Source organism: Neptuniibacter sp., from assembly GCF_024231755.1.
Taxonomy (GTDB): Bacteria; Pseudomonadota; Gammaproteobacteria; order Pseudomonadales; family Balneatricaceae; genus Neptuniibacter.
Window position 1 is genome coordinate 13,300 of record NZ_JAAEQH010000120.1, and the last position, 13,998, is coordinate 27,297.

A 13,998-nucleotide genomic window follows, 5' to 3' on the forward strand; every position below is an offset into this window, starting at 1 on the left:
CCAAATAACACTGGGTTAGTAGGCCATACGGTCTTATATGCACGCAACTGATAGAGCATTAAAGAATTAGGTTTCTATTATGAAAATACCATTAATGGAATGGTGGGAACGCCATTACTCAAAACCAGTAACCGCTAACACGCTGCGCAAATACGCACGTGAGGGCCGGTTTAGTCCTGAGCCTGAAATAGTGGCAGGCTGCTACATGGTAGATGAGAATGCGACTCTCAAAGAAACCCGAAGCCGGTCCAGGCTGGAAATGCTTAAAAAAGCTGCAGCAATGAAGTCCAGCTCTACAGGCATAGATATTTCTGACCTAGACCCGGCTGTATTGGAGATAACTGGCCATGTCGCCTAGACCACGCGTTAATAAGCAAACGGACGTGCCTAACCTTAGAGCCGAGACCATGCCCAATGGCAAGGTTCGCTACAGGTATATGAACGTATTAACAAGGAAGACCACAACCGTTGGTAAAGGCAACAAAGCTGACGCCGAAAGAATTGCTCGCCAGGCTAACGCCGTAATTGCTCAACAGATACTCGATCAAGAAGCCGAGCTCATCCTGTCGGGCGCTCCTAATGGCACAGGAATGACGTGGGATGCATGGTGTGACGAATATCTATTAATCCAGAAACAGCGCTTAGAAGCCGGTTTAATTAAGCCCTATACCCATAAACAGATAGTTAACAGAGTTAAGCGAGTTAAAAAGAAATTCAAAGGTAAGCGGATCCACCAGCTGACAACCTATGATTTCACCCAGTACTTGAAAGAAGATTTTCTGGCTCATGAAAAGGCAGGCATGGCGGTAATGATCCGCTCTACCCTAATCGATATCTGCGCAGAGGCAATCAGTGAAGGCGTGCTGGCATCTGATAAAGGCAACCCAGCCCAGCATACCAAGCCTATAACACGAAAAACGAAACGCGCTCGCCTACTCCTAGATGTATTTAACAAAGCTCTAGAGTGGTCAAAGCAGAATCAGCAACCTTATATGTGGAAAGCCATGCTATTCGCTATTGCGACCGGTCAGCGCCGATCTGATATCGCTGCCTGCCAATTTAACGACATACGCAAATTCGATGATGATGAGTACATAGGCGTTATCCAGGGTAAAACAGGAAAGAAGGTAGCCATCCCGCTTGACCTCCACCTGGACTCTATCGGTTACAGCGTAAGAGATGTAATCAACCTATGCCGTGACCGCACCTTAAGCCGTCACCTTTTCCACCACTCTAAATCCATAGGCAAGACAAAAGCAGGCGGCGAAATCGACCCTGACACGTTCTCGTACAACTTTGCAGACGCTATCAAGGCGGTGAAGCCTGACTGGGGGGAGCATAACCCTCCTACTTTTCACGAAATCCGCTCTTTAGCGGCCCGAGAGTACGATAAGCAAGGAATTGATATACAGAAACTGCTAGGCCACTCACAGGAAAGCACCACCGCAATCTACAAAGACGCACGCGGGCATGACTGGGTAAAAGTGGACCTGGCTGAAAATAGTTAAGGAAGTATGAGTAATGAAAGTTAGAAAGATTATTGAGCAGCTGGATAAATCACAGCTACAGGTCGCCCAGCAACTTATTTCTGAAAAACTGGAGCAGCTGGAGACTGAATCAAAAGTAAAGCTATGGGCAGTTACAGACGGACTGAAAACGTACCGTTTCTATGAAGAGTCCGACCTAATATCAGCAAAACAGAAAGCAGCCCAGATTATACAGTCCGGAAAATGGCAGGAATTGGCTGGCTGCTTCAGCATTCACGTTCAGCCTGCCCATGTTCGAGAAAGTGAAGTTACAGAATACCTCAAAAGGCATGAGGGTATTTAACCCGACTGCCATGTGGTTCGTTCCACTTTGGAACTTGCCACTAACCCACTTTTTAACGGGTGCGACCCGCAGGGAGCATCCACTTTTAAATATTTGTTATGCCTGCGAGGCGAATTATGAAAAACGAAATTCAAGATTGTATTGAGAAGCTGAAAGAATCATTTCCTAAAGCCTTTGTATACAAAAATGACGAGCTAATTGTTGAGCCAAAAAACAATATCTACTTCCGCATTGATGATATTGAAAGCGAGTTTGAATTACGCTGCAAGGTCATATCTTGGCTATCTCGCCCATCTCATAAAGGGGTTAGTGACTGGTGGCAAGTAAGGATTAGAAACGCCATGAACAAGTTCTTAGGCACTAGCTTTACGCCTGATGAGCTGAGAAAGATTTACACATACGTTGGCTGCGGGTGCAACGATAAGAAGCTCAAGGCTTTTGTAAAGTCCGGGTACGATCTGAGCCTGCTGGCATAACACTGGGTTAGTAGGCCATACGGTCTTATATGCACGCAAGGGATAGAGATGATGAATAAGCAAACAGTACTTGAGGCACTAAGTAATACGATGAGGTTTAAAGGCTATTCTCATCGTTCTGAGCGCTCTTATCGAGGCTGGATTGTTCGTTATATAGACTTCTGCGTGCGCAACCCTGCAGGAACTAGCCAAGACAAGGTCGTAGGATTTCTAACCCATCTGGTTCGCGACCTGAACAACAGCCACAGCACACAAAAACTAGCACTTAATGCGATCTCTTTTCTATACAAGGAAATATTAAAACAGGAGCTGGGAGAGCTTGGGCCTTTTCCTAAATCCACGAGAGCTAAGAAACTACCAGTAGTGCTATCTCAGGATGAAGTAAAACGCCTACTGAATAACATAACCGGAATGCATCACACTATCTGCAGCCTATTGTATGGCTGCGGCTTAAGGCTGAACGAGGCGCTGAATATAAGAGTTAAGGACCTAGATTTTGACCGTCAGGTTATCACTATCAGGTCGGGAAAAGGCAACAAAGACAGAACAGTAATGATGCCACCTTCTCTGCTTAACACCTTAAAGCATCAAGTCGATGTGGTTGATCGGTTACACGACGAAGACTTAGAAAATGGTGTTGGTGAAGTTTATATGCCTAACGCCCTAGCTAAAAAATTCCCTAACGCAGCTAAAGAACTTGCATGGCAATTTGTATTCCCTGCCAGCAAGCCAGGACCAGAGCCGTACACCGGTATTGTCCGTCGACACCATATTCACGATTCAGCTGTTGCTAAGGCGCTAAGAGCTGCCAAGAAAAAAGCAGGAATCAATAAAGATTTTAAATCCCACGCCCTTCGGCATAGTTTTGCCACTCACCTACTTGAGAACGGAACAGATATCAGAACTGTGCAGGAGCTTCTTGGGCATGAGGATGTCCGTACTACTCAGATTTATACGCACGTAATGACCAGCGGAGTCATAAGCACCAAAAGCCCGCTGGAGGCCATTTAATTAGCCTGCTGATCTGTACCAACCAATACACCTGACAGAGCAAAAAACAAAAGGCCAGCCTGCCGATTTGGGAGTGAATTCACCCTCTCAAATTAGCAAAGCTGGCCTTCTTTTTGTCTATGGGTTGTCCCACTGAAGTCCCACTGAAGTCCCACTAAAAATTAGTGCTTAGAAATCAGCGACTTACTCCCGTCGGCATGTTTACCCCATATACATGCCACCATTGACCTGAATCGACTCACCCGTCACGTAACCACCACCTTGACTGGCCAAGAAACCAACAACTGCAGCGATCTCTTCCGGCTGACCCAAACGGTTCATAGGGATCTGTGATTTAAGTGCTTCTTTGTGCTCATCTGCAAGGCCACTGGTCATATCTGTGTCGATAAAACCAGGTGCTACGCAGTTAACCGTAATATTGCGGGAGCCTACTTCTCGCGCTAACGCACGCGTAAAGCCTTCCATACCGGATTTAGCCGCAGCATAGTTTGCTTGGCCCGCATTACCCATAGAAGCAACCACGGAGCTCACGCTGATGATACGACCCCAACGAGCCTTAGTCATGCCGCGCAGGCAACCTTTAACCAGACGATAAACAGAGTTCAGGTTAGTGTTGATTACCGAATCCCACTCATCATCCTTCATACGCATCAGGATGTTATCGCGTGTAATGCCAGCGTTGTTAACCAACACTTCCACTGTACCAAAATCAGACTGAACCGCTTTCAGTACATCCGCAACAGAATCCGCATCAGAAACATCCAGTACCAGACCAGTACCTTTAATGCCTGACTCTTCAAGATAGGCGCTGATTGATGCAGCACCATTTTCGCTAGTAGCTGTGCCAACAACAACAGCACCCTGCTTACCAAGCTCCTGAGCAATGGCTTTACCAATGCCTCGGGTTGCACCAGTGACCAGTGCGACTTTACCTTCAATACTCATTCCGATTTCCCTTGCCTGGCAATTACTGACCCAGCGCCTTTTCAAGGCCCGCCGCATCACCAATTGCTGCTACGCTCAGAGGTTTATGGACTTTCTTATTCAATCCAGACAGTACTTTGCCTGGGCCGCACTCTACGGTGCTTTCAATGCCTTGCTCTACCATGTCCTGCACACTTTTAGTCCACAGAACCGGGCTGTATAACTGTGCCAGCAGGTTTTCTTTAAGCTCTTCAACCGAAGTTGGTACCGCTGCTGTAACGTTCTGAACAACTGGAATTTCCGGCAGCGAAATGTCGATCTTAGCCAGCTCTTCAGCCATTTTTTCTGCTGCTGGCTTCATCAATGCACAGTGAGATGGAACACTCACAGGTAGAGGGATAGCCCTCTTTGCACCAGCCGCCTTACAGTTTTCAATAGCACGATCTACCGCTTCTTTCTGACCAGCGATAACGATCTGACCTGGGCAGTTGTAGTTTACTGGAGATACCACATCGCCCTGCTCTGCATCTTTACATGCCTGCTCGATACCAGCGTCATCCAAGCCCAGAATAGCTGCCATAGCACCTGTACCAGCAGGAACAGCCTGCTGCATAAACTCGCCACGCAGTTTCACCAGATTAACACCGTCAGCAAAACTGATCGCACCCGCACAAACCAACGCTGTATATTCACCCAAGCTATGACCAGAAACCAAAGCAGGCTTAGATCCGCCTTGCTCCTGCCACAGACGCCAAAGTGCTACACCAGAGGTTAGCAGCGCAGGCTGAGTTTTATCGGTCTGATTTAGATCCTCTGCAGGACCATTTTGAACAAGCGCCCAAAGGTCATAACCAAGAACTTCAGATGCTTCAGCGAAAGTGTTTTTAATAACCGGGTGAGATTCTGCCAGTTCCGAGAGCATTCCCACTTGCTGGGAACCCTGTCCTGGAAAGACAAAAGCAAGAGTTTGCGACATGACTTCCTCAAATCGTCAATTTTGAACTATGCCCGAAATTGTCAGGCGAATTGGGCGTAGTTTACAGTATTCGCAGGTAATTAAAACTGCGGGCGGGCGTTTCAGGACAGCTTATGCTCGATTTCATGGCAAATTTTGCGAGGAACATCTTGTTCAATCTCTGCAACAGCCTGATCAAGCGCGTATCCGAAACATTTTCTGTTTGCAGAACCGTGACTTTTTATAACAATACCCTGTAGGCCCAGCAGGCTAGCGCCATTACGACGAGACGGATCCATCTGCCGTTTGAGCTCATTTAATACAGGGCTGGCAATCAGTGCCAATAAGCGACGATAGATCCCTTTTTTGAAACTTGCCTGGAATTTGCGACTAATCAAGCGCGCCAGACCCTCGCTGCTTTTTAGAGCAATATTGCCGACAAAACCATCACAAACAACCACATCAGCTCTTCCAGCATAAAGGTCATCACCTTCCACGTAGCCTATATAGTTAAGACCGCCACGCTCTTCGATCAAGCGTGATGCAAGCTTAACCTGCTCGTTACCCTTAACCTCTTCCTGACCAATATTCAACAAGCCAACACGAGGCTCCTCTAGCTCATCCACCGCAGCCGCCATAACCGAACCCATAATCGCAAACTGCAAAAGATGTTCTGCACTGCAATCCACATTTGCTCCCAGATCAAGCATATAGCAATGCTTATTAACTGTAGGGACAGAGGAGATAATAGCTGGACGATCAATGCCTGGCAGAGTACGCAGAATAAAACGCCCCAATACCATAAGCGCACCAGTATTACCGGCACTGATACAAGCCTGTGCTTTATGCTCAGAAACCAATTCTAGCGCTTTGTACATCGATGACTGTTTACCATTTCGCAAAGCTTGCGAGGGCTTATCTGCCATTGAGATAGTATCCGGCGCATGTACAACTTCGACGCGACAGGCAATATCTGCATTTAGTCGATTAAGGTATGGTGAGATCGCTTCTTGATGACCAACGAGCTTGGCCGAAAGATGAGGGTAACGCTTAAGTGCGTCGAGTGTTGCGGGAATAGTAACGCGGGGACCGAAGTCCCCGCCCATCACATCAACTGCAATGGTTAAGTAGTCTGACAAGCTTATTCGTCATCCTGCTTGTTGATTACCTGCTTACCACGGTAAAAACCGTCAGCAGATACGTGGTGACGACGGTGAGTTTCACCGGTAGTTTCTTCTACAGACAGAGTCGGGTTACCCAGCGCATCGTGGGAACGACGCATATCGCGACGGGAACGAGACTTCTTACTTTTCTGAACTGCCATGACTAAATAGCTCCTGGTTCTTTCTATTTGTTGTTGGCTTTTAGTTGAGCCAACACACTAAATGGATTCGGTTTATCGGTGTCTTCTGCCACTGCCTCTGCATCGCCAAAAGAGGTTTCGATAGAGCAATCATCATGATAAGCATCATGAGGAAGACTCAGGATCAACTCCTCTTCGATCACAGGCAGTAACTCAATCTCTTCACCCTCAACAATCAGAGGGTCATAACTGCGAGGTAACTGCTTTGCAGCTTCCTCACTGGCAGCAATGCCAAGATTAAAATCTGCCTCTACGGCAACCTTCACTGGTTCCAGGCAACGCTGACAAGTCATTCTCACATGACCTTCTGCGTGACCTGTTATGGTACGAATGCGTTGCTCATCTACTGCAAACTGAAGTTCAACACGTACAGCCCCCTCTTTATCGACTAACGCCTGACAAAGATTTGGCATACTGTTTAACGCAGCGTCGCCTGCAATTCGTACTTCCCGCTCAGCAAGTTTTCGCGGGTCTACTCTAATAGGTAATGGACCGTTTGACATAAGCGCGCAATTCTAGGGCCCGAAACCCCATCTGTCAAAGGATTTGGGCTTTAAAAACGTAATAAAATCGTTAATATTCTGACCTCGCCAATTTCACAGCAAGAAATCCATATGAGAAACCTGATTTTAGCATCCAGCTCCCCATTTCGTCGCCAGATTCTGGACAAATTACAGATTGAATATAGCTGTATTTCTCCGGACATAGATGAGTCCGCACTAGATAATGAATCACCCGAAGCATTGGTTGCCCGCTTAGCAGAAGCAAAAGCACAAAAAATTGCCCAGTCAGAACCATCTAGCTTAATTATCGGTTCAGATCAGGTTGCTGTATTAGGCAATGAAATTCTAGGTAAGCCTCATACCCATGAGAATGCAGTAGCTCAGCTCAAGAAGCTATCGGGACATACTGTTACTTTTTTGACTGGGCTATCTCTGGTTAATTCTGAGACGGGTCAGGCGCAAACAGAAGTTGTGCCATTTAAAGTCGTGTTCAGAAATCTTACTGAAGAGATGATTGAGAACTACCTTAAAGCAGAAACACCTTATAACTGTGCAGGAAGCTTCAAATCAGAAGCGCTAGGCATTGTGCTTTTTGAGAAACTGGAAGGTGAAGACCCTAATACATTGATTGGACTGCCACTAATTAGGCTGGTCCGGATGTTAGAGAACGAAGGATTAAATGTTCTTTAAAAAGCATTAAGGCTTTGGGGACAGACTTTAGTCTGTCCCCAAAGAAAACAACCGCAATCAACGCAAAGGAGAACTCTGTCCCATCCCCAGTTGCGTACTCATCGCTTTAGCAAAGCTTACACCAAGCTCATCTACAATCTGCTTCCAAGGTTCTGGCTTAGGTGTGTAATCAACCAGCTTTTCAACTTTGATCACCTCACGAGCCACATAACTGGAACTGCCCAGACCATCAACCAAGCCCAGCTCAACCGCCTGCTCGCCTGTCCAAACTAGCCCACTAAATAGTTTAGGGTCATCTTTAAGACGATCACCGCGCCCCTTCTTCACCTGATCAATAAACTGCTTGTGCGTGGTATTCAGCACACTCTGCCAAAACTCTTTTTCGCTACTATTGCTCGGAGAGAATGGGTCTAGAAACGCTTTATGCTCCCCGGCTGTGTACAAACGACGTTCCACACCAACCTTTTCCATCAGATCCACAAAGCCAAAACCACCAGCAACCACTCCAATAGAGCCCACCAGGCTAGCCTTATCAGCATAAATTGAATCGGCAGCAGCAGCTATATAGTAAGCACCTGATGCACCTATATCTGTAATGACTGCGTAGACGGGTTTTTCTGGGTTCAATTCCCTCAGGCGTTTTATCTCATCGTAGATGTAACCCGCCTGTACCGGGCTACCCCCCGGACTATTGATTCGAAGAATAACCGCTTTAGCATTTTCCTCTTTAAATGCATCGCGTAGAGCCCAAATCACTGTATCAGCATTAGATTCATCGTCAGCACTGATTGGCCCCTTTATCTCGATGATAGCGGTATGTGCTTCGGGCGCTACATCCGTAGCGATATCTTTTCCAGCGAAGAATAAGCCCAAAAGCAGAAATAGATACCCGAACATAAGCAGCTTAAAGAAAATACCCCAACGTCTGGCACGGCGCTGCTCTACAAACAAACCATTAAGAAGTTTTTCTATTAGCTTCCACTCTTTCTTGGAAGCGACTCCCTCTTGAGCATTTTTAATAGCCTTATCCAGTTTGGATTCAGCCTTGCTTACTTCCTCATCATTACCTTCAGCCTCAACTTGTTTTTGTTGAGCACCCTTTTCTAAAGCTTCCTGCTTTTCCGGTTCATTCCACGGATTGTCCGACACAAAATACTCCTTAGGCAAAACAGCCCTGTTTTTCCAACCAAACCTCAAGTTCAGGGAAATTATCTACTTCCAGAACCGGATTAAACCCTTTTAAACGATCAATATGATGAGCACCATAGCTCACTGCGATCACATCCATCCCTGCACGCTTCCCCATCTCAAGGTCATACTCAGTATCACCAATCATAACCGCTTCAGAAGAAGAAACACCCGTTTCCTCTAAAATTTCCTCCAGCATATGAGGATGTGGTTTAGATGTAGTTTCATCTGCACAGCGCGAGGTTTCAAAAATATAACCGAGCCCGGTCTGAGCAAAAGCTCTGCCTAATCCATTACGCCCCTTTCCTGTCGCCACTGCCATACGCATACCACGCTTGCGCATGCTTTCCAGCGTATGTTGAGCGCCTGGAAATAGAGGTGATGGAGTTGAATCTTCACTCAGATAGTAATGACCATAGCGGTTACGCATTTGTTCAATACCATCATCATCAACACCTTGAATCAGCGCCCGAACAGCCTCCGGCATTCCTAATCCAATAATATTTTGGACCTGCTCTTCTGATGGTACGGGATAATCACAATCCTTGGCTGCCGCCTGCATACTGGAGACGATACGTGCAGCTGAATCGATAATCGTACCATCCCAGTCAAAAATCAGTAGTTTGTACACAAGATACCCATAGTAAGACTAAGAAAAAGAAAACACTTAATATAGAAGTACTTATATAGGCGTTAGCAGAAACTTCAAGATAACTTGCTATCAATTTTCTATTACGACTTGCGTTGCCAGCTTCAGCTAACGTATATTTCAAAGACATCTTTATATAAGCCCAATCCGATGCAACTAAGCCGATTCACCGATTACACTCTTCGTGTACTATTTTATACAGCCACCAATAGTGACCGTTTAGTCACACTTTCTGAAATAGCATCCTATTACGATATTTCCATTGAGCACCTAAGGAAAGTTGTCCATGCCCTATCAAAAACGGGTTATTTGGATACCTATCGAGGCAAAAATGGTGGGATTAAACTGGCAAAAGCGACCGGTGAGATTAACCTAGGGGACCTTATTGCTCAGGCAGAAGGAAATGAACCCTTGATCAATTGTGCTCAACAGAGCTGCAGACTTACCGGCTTCTGCACGCTTCAAGGGGTTTTGGGGCAAGCACAACAGGCATTTATGTCAGTGCTTAAAGGCTATACACTGGAAGACCTTCTCGGCAATCCAGTTATGAGAGAGAGTCTCATCCAATCTAACTAGGAAGTATCCTGGGGCAGATTTAAATCTGTCCCCAAGAACTAATTCGCAAACTAGGCAACCTCTGCCTGCTGCATGATCAAGCGGTGCTTTTCATACAGATCCATTCTCACGCGTGCAGATAGCTCTGTAGAGTCACTTGCAATGGCGATACGCCGTTTGATTATCTCCCCTGACTTCTGCTCAAGGCAGGCCTCAGTCCTCTGCTTAAAACCATCAACAAACTCAGATTCATCTAGGTCACTACAATCTACCGACGCAGACATCAGCAGGATCTCATCACCCTTCTCACAGTGAAAATGTTTTTCTGCAAAGTTAAAGAAAAACTCCCCAAGTGACTCAGTGAAACTCACTGCCATATTATGGGGACGAACAGGTTCAGCCAGTTTAATCTCATCACTACCACTGGTGATGTGGCCAACAAAGTAACAATCTAATTCCTTCATAATCCATACTCCTTGCGCAGTGCCGCATTAAGTCATGTTGATTGTCATACTAGGGTACAACCCGGTCATTACTAGTAAATTACTGTGTAATGACCATTTCATTACGCACATGCACAATAATATAAATACACGCTTTTTTGCAGCTGCACAATATCTATACAGCTAAAATTCTGTGTGTTTATGAAGAGTTTCTCATGATATTTGCTAAGAACTGCTGAGAATATTGGCTCTCTAACCAGGGGAATAGCTCTCTTTCCTCGAATCGAACATGCTGCTTCAGGAGATCTGCGAACTGTATAGCCGAAGAGAAGTTAGGGTTCTCAAGTAATTCTGTCATCTGTTCATGATAACTTACTAAGCGAGCATATAAATCAGGCCCATTATCTTTCAGCAACGGAATCAGGCTCGCCTCTTCAATATCAAAATGGGGCTTCATATCCCCAAGAATAACCTCCCGCTTAGCTGCCCAATATTCTTGAATTTCAGCTTCCGCTTGCTTACATAACTCATTGATCCTTTTGGCAGTCACTAACGCATGATGATCATGACTCAATGGAATTAAGGCTTCACTTCTTCTCATGGTTTCGGCTCCCCACAATTTTATTTCTCTTTGTTTGCCCAGGCCCATCTCCCTTATAGCCATCAGTTTTGTGTATTTTGTTAACAGCTGACTTTGTTACATCCATCCAGTCATCATGCTGCTTTTTTATCGATTTCATATGGCCCACCAAATAATGTATTTAAAATCCATTTTATATATGTAAAGACATATTACAAATACATTTTATAGGCGGAGTAAAAATGGTTGTCTGGAGTAACACTGAAATAACGGTATTTTTTGCCGTTTTAGGAATGGTTGCGTTCAAATTGTGGAGCGTGTGGCATGTATCCAATAAATCAAAAGCATCCAGAGAAGGACGCTTTATTTTTTTGTGGGGTATTACTGGAATGACAACATTTGCTCTTCTAGCAAAGACATACGTCAGCTATCAGATGGGATTATATTGATCGCTGATATATGAGCGTAACTGACACAAAAAAGCCCGCAATTGCGGGCTTTAAAATCTTATAAAAGAACTCAAACAGAATTAATCTTCTTTAACCTCTAATTTCTGAGGAGAAACTAAGACACCGTTATTATCCGCATATACATAGTCGCCTGGGCGGAACGTTACACCACCAAAGGTCACTTCAACATTCAACTCACCCAAACCTTTCTTCTCAGTTTTCATAGGGTGTGTACCCAGCGACTGAACACCTAGATTCAAATCACCAATAGCATTCACATCACGGATACAGCCGTAAATGATGATACCTTCCCAACCGTTTTTAGTAGCTTTCTCTGCCAGCATATCGCCCAGCATAGCACGGCGCATAGAACCACCACCGTCTACTACCAGTACTTTACCATCACCTGGCAAAGCCACCTGCTCACGAACAAGCGAGTTATCTTCGAATGCTTTAAGTGTGACAATTTCACCACCAAAACGCTCACGACCGCCAAAGTTACCGAACATTGGTTCTACAACCTGCACCAGGTCTGGGAACTGATCACACAGTTCGGGCAGAAGATCTTCCACTATACACTCCTTAATTGATTTACAGCACAAGCAAGCAGCTGCTATTAAAAAACAAAGATTGTATATTCCTCCATATAGTGTGCAAATGCACTACAACTTAGGCAGGAAAATTGAGTCATGCTACGCAACGGAAGGTTTATAAAGCTATGCGCGATACTCATCACGGTTATCTTGTTCGGCTGCTCGACTAAGCCTGATCCACTGTGTCACCGCCATCACCCTGAAGAATCTTCACCGCGATGCTTTCTTCCTTCACCACCACTAACTCAGAAAGCGTCATCAAAGCCTGAACTTCTGGAAGTACCCGTATCGGCCAGCACCACCTCTCAAACACCGCACACAGTTGCAACCGTGAGAGACCTAGGCGCTAGCCAAATAACACCCTCAAATGTTTTATCTACCAGAAATAAAGGTGTTTTAACTCCGGTTCCCAACAAACACGCCCAACAAATAAAAACTGAACGCACACATAAACAGTTTCCTACCCATTCATCGCTCAGAGATGAAATGACAACGCCAGCAAAAACCTTCACGGTTCAGCTAGGGGTGTATCAACAGGAATCGAGCCGTAAAGAGGCAATAATAAAACTTGGTGAGGGATTCTCAGCAATAGTGTTTCCAGTCAAAACTACGTTATACGGTCTGGCGTCTGGCATATTTAACAACCGTACTGAAGCAGCTAAACATGCTGAATTGCTTAAGAGCATTGGGTTTGCTGACGCCTATGTTAGATTAAGCCCTACCTTAAAGTGAGTAATAGTAAATTTCATAGGTGGAAGAAGCGTTTCAAAACTGATTGTAACCATTCTTATAACTGGTAAGACTGGGTTCCAAGGGTTATTTATGCTTATACTCCAAAGAAAGACTACAACGAATGATGCGAAGTTCTAACAATAATAAGGAAGGCCGCTGATCATGGAATCACATTTACAGATATTAGTCGTAGATGATGAACCTCTAAACTTGGAAATTCTTGCTGAATATATTGAGGATGAAGGTCACATACCCATTTGTGCAGAAGATGGAGAGGAGGCCTGGGATATACTCCAAAGCGGTGAGCACAATTTTTCAGCCGTTTTACTAGACCGTATGATGCCGGGAATGGATGGCCTTGAACTTCTAAAGCGAATTAAAAATGAAGAGCAATGGAAATATATCCCGGTAATAATGCAAACAGCCCTATCCGACAAAGGTTCGGTTGATGAAGGTTTACAGGCAGGTGCCTATTATTACCTCACCAAGCCTTATGATAAGGCCACCCTTCTCTCTATTTTCAACTCCGCTCTGGATGATTACGCCACTCTAAACGCCAAGCATGCCTCTGAATCAGAACAGCCATCTTCAGAACTTACCCTTCCCTGCAAGCTATCTTTCCAAACCCTTGAAGAAGTTAATACGCTTATTGAACAGATTGTTACAGCGTATCCAGAGAAACCTGAACTGCGTATGGGTTTGAGTGAACTGATGATAAATGCGATTGAGCATGGCAATCTTGGTATTAGCTATGAGGACAAAAGCCGCCTCAACAATGAAGGTAAATGGGCGGAGGAGATCAACAACAGACTCGTACAGGAACAGTACAAATCCCTGTTTGCAGAACTGTGTATCGAAAGAACGGATACCAATCTAAAGTTTCATATCAAAGATCAGGGTAATGGTTTCAACTGGAAAGACTATCTGGAACTATCGCCTGAACGAGCATTTGATTCCCATGGCCGCGGTATCGCCATGGCAAATATGGTTTGTTTTGCTTCTATTGAATATCTGGGTTGCGGCAATGAGGTCATTGCTATTGCTGAACTATAGGAAG

Annotated in this window: 20 protein-coding genes; 9 read left to right on the forward strand and 11 right to left on the reverse strand. The window is 45.2% G+C overall.

Going from position 1 to position 13,998, the window contains the following annotated elements:
- Positions 1-79: 79 nt before the first annotated feature.
- The 5 genes from GY843_RS06920 (at position 80) to GY843_RS06940 (ending at position 3,317) form a co-directional block, all read left to right on the forward strand.
- Positions 80-358: an excisionase gene (locus GY843_RS06920; protein WP_297307897.1), complete on the forward strand. Its 279-nt coding sequence runs from the start codon at positions 80-82 to the stop codon at positions 356-358.
- A gap of 49 nt (positions 359-407) precedes the next feature.
- Positions 408-1,508: a tyrosine-type recombinase/integrase gene (locus tag GY843_RS06925; protein ID WP_297307963.1), complete on the forward strand. Its 1,101-nt coding sequence runs from the start codon at positions 408-410 to the stop codon at positions 1,506-1,508.
- Positions 1,509-1,521: 13 nt separating this feature from the next.
- On the forward strand, positions 1,522-1,830 hold the full coding sequence (locus GY843_RS06930; protein WP_297307899.1) for a hypothetical protein: 309 nt from the start codon (positions 1,522-1,524) through the stop codon (positions 1,828-1,830).
- 116 nt (positions 1,831-1,946) lie between these two features.
- On the forward strand, positions 1,947-2,306 hold the full coding sequence (locus tag GY843_RS06935; RefSeq protein WP_297307901.1) for a hypothetical protein: 360 nt from the start codon (positions 1,947-1,949) through the stop codon (positions 2,304-2,306).
- A gap of 48 nt (positions 2,307-2,354) precedes the next feature.
- On the forward strand, positions 2,355-3,317 hold the full coding sequence (locus tag GY843_RS06940; RefSeq protein WP_297307903.1) for an integron integrase: 963 nt from the start codon (positions 2,355-2,357) through the stop codon (positions 3,315-3,317).
- A 201-nt stretch (positions 3,318-3,518) separates the two neighbouring features.
- Here GY843_RS06940 and fabG read toward each other — a convergent pair whose 3' ends face one another.
- The 5 genes from fabG to GY843_RS06965 all read right to left on the reverse strand — a co-directional run bounded on the left by fabG (position 3,519) and on the right by GY843_RS06965 (position 7,062).
- Positions 3,519-4,262, reverse strand: a complete 744-nt coding sequence (gene fabG, locus GY843_RS06945) for a 3-oxoacyl-ACP reductase FabG (protein ID WP_297307905.1) — start codon at positions 4,260-4,262, stop codon at positions 3,519-3,521.
- Positions 4,263-4,284: 22 nt separating this feature from the next.
- A complete protein-coding gene (gene fabD / locus GY843_RS06950; protein ID WP_297307908.1) occupies positions 4,285-5,217 on the reverse strand; it encodes an ACP S-malonyltransferase in 933 nt (310 codons plus the stop codon).
- 101 nt (positions 5,218-5,318) lie between these two features.
- Positions 5,319-6,335 carry a phosphate acyltransferase PlsX gene (plsX, locus tag GY843_RS06955; RefSeq protein ID WP_297307910.1) on the reverse strand — a complete coding sequence of 339 codons (1,017 nt, stop codon included), beginning with the start codon at positions 6,333-6,335 and terminating at the stop codon, positions 5,319-5,321.
- Positions 6,336-6,337: 2 nt separating this feature from the next.
- Positions 6,338-6,520, reverse strand: a complete 183-nt coding sequence (gene rpmF, locus GY843_RS06960) for a 50S ribosomal protein L32 (protein ID WP_007019603.1) — start codon at positions 6,518-6,520, stop codon at positions 6,338-6,340.
- Positions 6,521-6,543: 23 nt separating this feature from the next.
- The gene (locus GY843_RS06965) at positions 6,544-7,062 is read right to left on the reverse strand and encodes a YceD family protein (protein WP_297307915.1); all 519 of its coding nucleotides are present in this window, start codon (positions 7,060-7,062) and stop codon (positions 6,544-6,546) included.
- Between the two features lie 111 nt (positions 7,063-7,173).
- Between GY843_RS06965 and GY843_RS06970 the strand changes: the two genes are divergently transcribed.
- A complete protein-coding gene (locus GY843_RS06970; protein WP_297307917.1) occupies positions 7,174-7,752 on the forward strand; it encodes a nucleoside triphosphate pyrophosphatase in 579 nt (192 codons plus the stop codon).
- A gap of 57 nt (positions 7,753-7,809) precedes the next feature.
- Here GY843_RS06970 and sppA read toward each other — a convergent pair whose 3' ends face one another.
- Together sppA and GY843_RS06980 are read right to left on the reverse strand one after the other, a co-directional pair.
- Positions 7,810-8,784 (reverse strand): signal peptide peptidase SppA, encoded by a 975-nt coding sequence (sppA, locus tag GY843_RS06975; RefSeq protein WP_297307965.1) that lies wholly within the window; start codon positions 8,782-8,784, stop codon positions 7,810-7,812.
- A gap of 127 nt (positions 8,785-8,911) precedes the next feature.
- Positions 8,912-9,571: an HAD family hydrolase gene (locus tag GY843_RS06980; RefSeq protein ID WP_297307919.1), complete on the reverse strand. Its 660-nt coding sequence runs from the start codon at positions 9,569-9,571 to the stop codon at positions 8,912-8,914.
- A gap of 168 nt (positions 9,572-9,739) precedes the next feature.
- On the opposite strand from GY843_RS06980, the gene GY843_RS06985 reads away from it, so the two are divergent.
- Positions 9,740-10,165 (forward strand): Rrf2 family transcriptional regulator, encoded by a 426-nt coding sequence (locus GY843_RS06985; protein WP_297307921.1) that lies wholly within the window; start codon positions 9,740-9,742, stop codon positions 10,163-10,165.
- A 50-nt stretch (positions 10,166-10,215) separates the two neighbouring features.
- Here the strand turns inward: GY843_RS06985 and GY843_RS06990 are convergent, their stop codons facing one another.
- The 4 genes from GY843_RS06990 to GY843_RS07005 form a co-directional block, all read right to left on the reverse strand.
- Positions 10,216-10,608 carry a hypothetical protein gene (locus GY843_RS06990; protein WP_297307923.1) on the reverse strand — a complete coding sequence of 131 codons (393 nt, stop codon included), beginning with the start codon at positions 10,606-10,608 and terminating at the stop codon, positions 10,216-10,218.
- A 178-nt stretch (positions 10,609-10,786) separates the two neighbouring features.
- Positions 10,787-11,236, reverse strand: a complete 450-nt coding sequence (locus GY843_RS06995; RefSeq protein WP_297307925.1) for a hemerythrin domain-containing protein — start codon at positions 11,234-11,236, stop codon at positions 10,787-10,789.
- 460 nt (positions 11,237-11,696) lie between these two features.
- Entirely contained in the window at positions 11,697-12,188 is a 492-nt protein-coding gene (gene rraA, locus GY843_RS07000; protein ID WP_297307927.1) for a ribonuclease E activity regulator RraA, read from the reverse strand.
- A 187-nt stretch (positions 12,189-12,375) separates the two neighbouring features.
- On the reverse strand, positions 12,376-12,537 hold the full coding sequence (locus GY843_RS07005) for a hypothetical protein (protein ID WP_297307929.1): 162 nt from the start codon (positions 12,535-12,537) through the stop codon (positions 12,376-12,378).
- Positions 12,538-12,539: 2 nt separating this feature from the next.
- Between GY843_RS07005 and GY843_RS07010 the strand changes: the two genes are divergently transcribed.
- Together GY843_RS07010 and GY843_RS07015 are read left to right on the forward strand one after the other, a co-directional pair.
- A complete protein-coding gene (locus GY843_RS07010; RefSeq protein WP_297307932.1) occupies positions 12,540-12,941 on the forward strand; it encodes an SPOR domain-containing protein in 402 nt (133 codons plus the stop codon).
- Positions 12,942-13,103: 162 nt separating this feature from the next.
- Entirely contained in the window at positions 13,104-13,994 is an 891-nt protein-coding gene (locus GY843_RS07015) for a response regulator (RefSeq protein WP_297307934.1), read from the forward strand.
- The last annotated feature ends 4 nt before the right edge of the window (positions 13,995-13,998 follow it).